Genomic DNA, 6,152 nt, shown 5'->3' with positions numbered 1-6,152 from the left:
AAACAATTTGGTCCCGATGGCCTCGGCACCACCGAAAGCCACTCGCATCGAGCGTTCTCGCCTGCTTGCTTGAGCGGCATCCTGCTAATCCCTTGTCTTGCTCTGTCTGCAATCGCACTGCACCAGAGCGAGGGTCAAGCTCAATCCCTTTCTGCAACGTCGCATTTAACAGCGAATGCAAGAACGACAGTTGCCAGATGAAGCAAAGCTGACTGAAAACCAAAAGCAGCAGCTTTTCCAAGTGAGGCACGATTGGTTGCTCAGCAGCTATGACCAGAGGCTTGCATTACTCCAGTCCACACAGACCTGTCTGAAAGATGCTCAGACTTTTCAGGACGGTAAAGAGTGCAGGTCAAAGCGACGGCAAATAGGGCGACAGCTCCTTGAAGAAGGTCGCCGAGTCATGAATGCTGAGCGCCAGCGTTTAGGTCTTTCGCCTTTGCAATCTGGCCTGCCGTTTTCGTTCTGATGGGGAGTGATTCTCCTTCTGATGGCATCGGTACAGACGAGAGCCAACTGGATTGGACCCCATGGTCCGTCACTGAGGACGTTGCTCTTGACGGGACGTGTTCAAAGCGAAAGCGAGCCTTTTTCAAATCAGCCTTGCCACGCCTTTTGACATTTCTCGAAAGATCAGCTCGTCATGCTCATCCCAAGCCAGCGCCATGGCACATCACCACTGGTGTTTGTGCTGAGGATGAGGTCGCTCACCATGTGATGGAGATGAACTGGTCTGGTTGGTGGTTCCGCCACATGTGCAGAGCCGCCGACATCCTCAAGATTCCCTGCCCTGACCAGCGCTTCATGGATGATCAACGTCCTTGGAACAGTTGGGGGGAAGCCATTGACCTCAAGCTGGAGCACCAGATCGCTCAGCCAAATGCGGATGGTGAGGAGCTGACTTCTCGCGATTGGGAGTTGCCGCCCTTTTTTCTGGGCAATCGCTTCCCTCGCAAAAAAGAGAATGTCTGCGAATGCAGCATTCCCCTTCCAGAGGAATCAGTTGCTCTCGCGCAGCTCGCTGAACAAGCCAGCCAGTGCGACTCACCAGAGGACTTAGAGATTCCTGCTGTCTTGCAGAAATTCTTCTGAGGACAAGCACGTCAAACCCAACATCAGATGGTCGGGGCCCACAAGTAAAGCCAGTCAAAGTCTCCTTAGCTGGCTTCGTGAGCCCAGCCCATTTCCTTAAGCCACGTCGATTTCAAGGGCTTGCAGCTCTACTTCAGTGGCATCAGCCACCCCTATCAGACCGGTATTTCCGCTTCGATCTCCCAGCCGTCTTTGAGCAGCTCTTCGGCCCTTTTCGAAGCTTCTTCAGAGGCAACATCGATGAGGAGAAATCTCTCTCCTTGGTTGCAATACAGCCTGGTTAATCTGATCATGGCGGGGGCTCCCGGGTGTCAACAGCGCCATGTTGACCCGCTTGCCCCGATCAAGCAATAAAGACGCTCCTACGAATAACTCTTGATTTTGTACAGATGTCTGGCGTTGCTGTCTGTCGCTCAGACGTTGGAATCGATTTAGTCGCTCCGATCGGATGACAACCGAACTCACCAACCTCCCCTGCGGAACGGTTCAGCTCAAAGTCTGCGTGAATCACCTTTGTGAATTGGGTTGGGTGACCTCACACCATCTGGTCCCGACCAAAGAAGCCCAACTGAAGCAGGCGATTCGTCTTCACAAGACGAATTAAGTGAGCCTCAAAGGGCTCGAGGAAACGACTTCCGTCGGGGTGAACGTTGATTGGCCTTGACCCCCAAATTCCAGTCTCTGGCTGGAATGAATTCACTTGACTCAGCTGGCTGGCAGGTTATCGAGGCTGAAGCGGTAGCCCCGCTGACGCACGGTGGTGATTCCACCGCCCTCGCCAAGACCGGCCTGCTCCAGCTTGCGGCGCAGGGTCAGCACCTGAGTGTCCACGGAGCGTGGCCCGCCACTGAAGGGAGGCCAGGCCATTCGCAGCAGTTCCTGTCGGCTGCGCACCAGCCCAGGCGGCATCAACAGCGCACAAAGCAGGGCAAATTCGCGGGGGCTGAGCTCCACCGGCTGCTCCCGCAGCGTCACCTGGCGGAGCAGTAGATGAACCTCCAGCGGACCAACGGTGACCCGTTCCTGCAGGCCGCTATGGCCTCGTTTCAGCAAGGTGCGGCAGCGAGCGGCCAATTCCTCGAGGCCAAAGGGCTTGCGCAGCACATCATCGGCACCGTCATCCAGCAGGCCCACCACCGGCTCGGCACCGGCACGTGCAGTCAGCACAATCACGGGGCAACGCAGCTGCTCAGCCAGCCGCAGGGCGGAGCTGCGCTCCAAAAGCTCTGCACTCACCAGCAGATCGGGCGACTGTTCCTGGCAGACCTCCAATGCTTCAGCGGCACTGGCCACTGCTGCGGTGAGATGACCGTCCTGACGAAGCCGCTGCACCAGCACGGTGCGAAGAGTGGGGTGCGGCTCGACCACCAACACCCGCGAAGGTTCCTGACCGGTGTTTGCGCTTGGCATCACCACCGGATCGGGGCTGGTTGCAGATGCTTCCGCCGTGAGGTCGTGGGGAGTGGAGGTCACTGGATCGGCCCGGGCACGCCTACGCTAATCCGAAATTCCTGGCAGGCTGGAAGCAGGGGCTGCTGTTGTATCTCATGACATCACTCGACGACCCTGAAGCCATCCGTCATTTTCAATCGCTTTGCGATGCCTGCCAGGAGCTGACGACCCGATATCACACCCCTTCGGAGCTGCGGTTGTATTCCGATGGCTACTTGCATGCATTGCGGAAGTCAGGATCGCTTGATCCCCGCTCTCAGCATCGCCTCGAACAATTGATTGATCGCTGGATCATGGATCCCTCCAGCTTTATTGGCCCTGACGGGGATGTGATCACCTTGTACATGCGCCATCCTCAGGGTTATTGAGTTAACTGGCGAGTGCGATTTCTAGCTTTTCGCGAAGTTCGCCGGAGTTGTACATCTCGATCAGGATGTCGGAGCCGCCGATGAATTCCCCTTTTACATAAACCTGGGGAATGGTGGGCCAGCTGGAAAAGTCTTTGATTCCCTGACGAATCTCTGGATCAGAGAGAACGTCGAATGTTTCGAATGCCACACCGAGGGAGTGCAGGATCTGCACCACATTGTTTGAGAATCCGCACTGTGGCATCAGCTTGGAGCCCTTCATAAAAACGAAGATCGGGCTGGAAGCGACCAGAGTTTCGATGCGAGCTTTGGTGGAGGGGTCCATCGTTAAGCGTGGATTGAGCGTTAGGCGGACGCAGCGTCCGAAGGGCTTGAAGTGTTGAGGGCGAGAGCGTGAATCGCTTCGCTGGCCAATTCCTGCTGCAGCGCGCCGTACACCATTTGATGCTGACGGATGCGTGAAAGGCCAGCAAAAGCGGAAGACACCACCGTCACTTGGAGGTGATCACCGCCACCAGTTAGGTCTTCAACGGTGACGTTGGCATTGGGAATGACCTGTTGGATCGCGGCTTCAACGGCATCCGACTGCACCATGGCGGTGATTGCGCAAGGAGGAACTGGTTCAGATGCTGACAGACCAGCTCATTGGCCAGCTGCCGATGCGCCCCGGAATTCCGTTTCAACGAAGCCCAGTTCCAGCAGGCTCTGATAGGCCTTCTGTCCCTGGGGCGTGGCGGGTGTCATCAGTTTGACCACCTCGACGAGCACCGGAACAGCCACTTCGGGCTGGTTCTGACGACGGAACAGGGCGGCCAGGCGGAGGTTGGTTTCCGCCAGCAGTTCCAGGGCTTTACGGCCCCTGGTGTCCATCTCGCGGGGGATCCGAGCATCAAGACCGCGGAAGGCACCACTCAGGTCGCGGTAGAAGGCCAGTAGTTGTTTGGAGGCCTTGCGGGCTGTGTCGTAATCGGCCCGCGCCTCGGCCAGGTCTCCCCGACTGGCGGCTGCGTCGCCCTCAACCAGCATTGAGCGAACGGCCGCCGGGTTGAATCCACCTTGACTTTGAGCCAGAACGCGGTTCTCGGCCGATGTTTGGGCGATGCCAGGAGCGGCGGTGACGCCCAGGGTTGCCACAAGTGCAGCAGTCGTCAGCAATGCACGACAACCCATGAGATCAGTCAAGAAAACGTGCGCAGACTTTAGAAGCTCTGTAGCGGTCGGCCAACGGCAGCACGGGCCGCTTGTTCAGCCGTATGCATCGCAGCAGCGAGTTTGCTGTTGAACTTCCGCGTCGCCGCGCGATCTCCCTTGGCTGGCACGGTGAGCGCTGCTCCGAAACAGAGCGCTACTCGGCTGAAGGGCCGTGGTGAGGTCTGACTATAGCCTAAGCCAACGGGAACCACAGGAACGGAAACGTCGCGGCTCTGGGCCAGCTGGGCCAGACGCACCAGGCCCGGCCGTAGCTCAATTGGCTCGTCCTGCCGGTGGATCCTGCCTTCGGGGAACATCACCACTTGCTGTCCGTCGGCCAACAGGTCGATGGCAAGACGCAGGGTGGTCATCGAGGGTCGTCCCTGGTCCACCGGGAAGCAGCCCAGCCGTTGCAGAAACCAGCCCTGCAACCCCCGCATTTCGGTGGTGGTCACCATGAAGCGGCAGTCGCGGCCACTGACCCGACGGCCGGCGGCCATCGGAAGCATCAGGGCATCCCAGCGGGCGCGGTGCGTCGGCGCCAGCAGCACCGGTCCCTGATGGGGGAGATGCTCCGGATGCAGCACCAGTCGCTCACGAAATTGAAACTGCAGCGCCAGATCCTGGGTGGTGAACATCGCCAGGGGGGCCCAGAATCTGTCGATTCCGACACGCAGGCTGTTTTCTCGGGTCTCCAGGGCCGCTTGCAACGGGCTGATCGGATTCGTCGCCTGAGAGCCTAAATCCCTTAGACAAAGCTGCATAGGATCCGGCCAACAATTGCCTCGTCATGGCCAGCCTCGGCGTCAATATTGACCACATCGCCAACATCCGTGAAGCGCGGCGAACCGTCGAGCCAGACCCGGTGTCGATGGCACTCCTAGCTGAACTCGGTGGGGCTGATGGGATCACCGTGCACCTGAGAGAAGACCGGCGTCACATCCAGGATCGGGATGTGGAGTTGCTGCGCCAAACCGTGCGCTCTCGCCTCAACCTGGAAATGGCCGCCACCCAGGAGATGATGGCGATTGCGCTGCGGATCAAGCCTGACATGGTCACTCTGGTGCCGGAACGGCGCGAGGAGGTCACCACGGAGGGGGGCCTGGATGTAGCTGGACAAGATGCTTCCCTGGGGGCCATGGTGCAAACCCTTCAGGCCGCCAAGATTCCGGTGAGCCTGTTTGTGGATCCGGAGGCTACCCAGCTCCAGGCATGCAAAAACATGGGGGCCTGTTGGGTGGAATTGCACACGGGTCGCTACGCCGATGCCGACTGGAGCACCCAGCCGCAGGAGCTGGCCCGGTTGCAGGAGGGCACGGCCATCGCCCGGCAACTCCGTCTACGGGTCAATGCCGGCCATGGCCTCACGTATCAAAACGTCGAGCCCATCGCGGCCATTCCAGGGATGGAGGAACTCAACATCGGCCACACGATCGTGGCCCGCTCTGTCACCGTCGGACTGCAACAGGCTGTGCGGGATATGAAGGTCTTGATTCAGAATCCCCGCCTTGATCCCCTTTTCGGACAGGCGCCCGGATGACCACTTATCACTTCGTTGCAGCCAGCGAGCGCTTCCTCACCGTGGAGGAGCCGCTGGAGGAAGTGCTGCGGGAGCGCCAACGCAACTACGCCGAAACCGGCAAGACCATCGATTTCTGGTTGGTGAAACAACCGGCTTTCCTGTCCTCACCTGAGTTGGCAGAGCTCAAGGCGACCACCCCTCAGCCCGCTGCCGCTGTGGTGTCCACCGATCCCACCTTCATCATCTTCCTCAAACTGCGTTTGGAGTACGTGGTTGTGGGGGCCTTTGAGGCACCGTCCGCAGGGATTCCCGATGCTCTTGCCGGTGCCGTCTGATGAAGCCCAGTTCCCTCCCCGTTCAGCAGCGCATCGCACTTCTGGTGCAGGCCCTCGATGGTGCGGAGAAAACCAATCAGGCCGTGGCCACCTGTCCCGATGGGGACGCGATGGTGGACATCCTGCTGGGGGCTTCGGCCAAGCTGGGGTTGGGGCTGACCCGCCGTGATCTCACGGAGACGCCGCCGATTC

At 59.1% G+C, this 6,152-nt stretch carries 10 protein-coding genes and 1 pseudogene; 5 read left to right on the top strand and 6 right to left on the bottom strand.

Annotation, left to right across the window (positions count from 1 at the left end; translation table 11 throughout):
* Window positions 1-241 (bottom strand): hypothetical protein (locus ACGVJ8_RS10800; RefSeq protein WP_392347993.1); only part of this gene is annotated, 241 nt, incomplete at its 3' end.
* Window positions 242-804: 563 nt separating this feature from the next.
* Between ACGVJ8_RS10800 and ACGVJ8_RS10795 the strand changes: the two genes are divergently transcribed.
* Window positions 805-1,092 carry a hypothetical protein gene (locus ACGVJ8_RS10795; protein WP_392347991.1) on the top strand — a complete coding sequence of 96 codons (288 nt, stop codon included), beginning with the start codon at window positions 805-807 and terminating at the stop codon, window positions 1,090-1,092.
* Window positions 1,093-1,797: 705 nt separating this feature from the next.
* Here the strand turns inward: ACGVJ8_RS10795 and ACGVJ8_RS10790 are convergent.
* Complete coding sequence (locus ACGVJ8_RS10790) at window positions 1,798-2,565, bottom strand: response regulator transcription factor (RefSeq protein WP_392347989.1); 768 nt, start codon at window positions 2,563-2,565, stop codon at window positions 1,798-1,800.
* A gap of 74 nt (window positions 2,566-2,639) precedes the next feature.
* Between ACGVJ8_RS10790 and ACGVJ8_RS10785 the strand changes: the two genes are divergently transcribed.
* Window positions 2,640-2,912 (top strand): DUF6761 family protein, encoded by a 273-nt coding sequence (locus tag ACGVJ8_RS10785; RefSeq protein WP_392347987.1) that lies wholly within the window; start codon window positions 2,640-2,642, stop codon window positions 2,910-2,912.
* A gap of 1 nt (window position 2,913) precedes the next feature.
* On the opposite strand, the gene grxD is transcribed toward ACGVJ8_RS10785, so the two are convergent.
* Genes grxD through ACGVJ8_RS10765 form a run of 4 tightly spaced genes read right to left on the bottom strand, consistent with a single transcriptional unit; the run spans window position 2,914 to window position 4,867 of the window.
* Window positions 2,914-3,237, bottom strand: a complete 324-nt coding sequence (gene grxD / locus ACGVJ8_RS10780; RefSeq protein ID WP_038554215.1) for a Grx4 family monothiol glutaredoxin — start codon at window positions 3,235-3,237, stop codon at window positions 2,914-2,916.
* 20 nt (window positions 3,238-3,257) lie between these two features.
* Window positions 3,258-3,506, bottom strand: a complete 249-nt coding sequence (locus tag ACGVJ8_RS10775; protein WP_392347985.1) for a BolA family protein — start codon at window positions 3,504-3,506, stop codon at window positions 3,258-3,260.
* Between the two features lie 48 nt (window positions 3,507-3,554).
* Window positions 3,555-4,082: a hypothetical protein gene (locus ACGVJ8_RS10770; RefSeq protein ID WP_392347983.1), complete on the bottom strand. Its 528-nt coding sequence runs from the start codon at window positions 4,080-4,082 to the stop codon at window positions 3,555-3,557.
* Window positions 4,083-4,111: 29 nt separating this feature from the next.
* Window positions 4,112-4,867 (bottom strand): lysophospholipid acyltransferase family protein, encoded by a 756-nt coding sequence (locus ACGVJ8_RS10765; RefSeq protein WP_392347981.1) that lies wholly within the window; start codon window positions 4,865-4,867, stop codon window positions 4,112-4,114.
* A 26-nt stretch (window positions 4,868-4,893) separates the two neighbouring features.
* Between ACGVJ8_RS10765 and ACGVJ8_RS10760 the strand changes: the two genes are divergently transcribed.
* From ACGVJ8_RS10760 to ACGVJ8_RS10750, 3 genes and pseudogenes are all read left to right on the top strand, one after another.
* Window positions 4,894-5,643 carry a pyridoxine 5'-phosphate synthase gene (locus ACGVJ8_RS10760; RefSeq protein ID WP_392347979.1) on the top strand — a complete coding sequence of 250 codons (750 nt, stop codon included), beginning with the start codon at window positions 4,894-4,896 and terminating at the stop codon, window positions 5,641-5,643.
* On the top strand, window positions 5,640-5,960 hold the full coding sequence (locus ACGVJ8_RS10755) for an MgPME-cyclase complex family protein (protein ID WP_392347977.1): 321 nt from the start codon (window positions 5,640-5,642) through the stop codon (window positions 5,958-5,960). The genes ACGVJ8_RS10760 and ACGVJ8_RS10755 overlap by 4 nt, the downstream gene beginning before the upstream one ends.
* A pseudogene (locus tag ACGVJ8_RS10750) lies at window positions 5,960-6,152 on the top strand (hypothetical protein); the annotation flags it as partial. The gene ACGVJ8_RS10755 and the pseudogene ACGVJ8_RS10750, both read left to right, overlap by 1 nt.

It is taken from the genome of Parasynechococcus sp., assembly GCF_042954245.1.
In the GTDB taxonomy this organism is placed as follows: Bacteria; Cyanobacteriota; Cyanobacteriia; order PCC-6307; family Cyanobiaceae; genus Parasynechococcus.
This window is presented reverse-complemented; position numbering and strand designations above follow the sequence as displayed.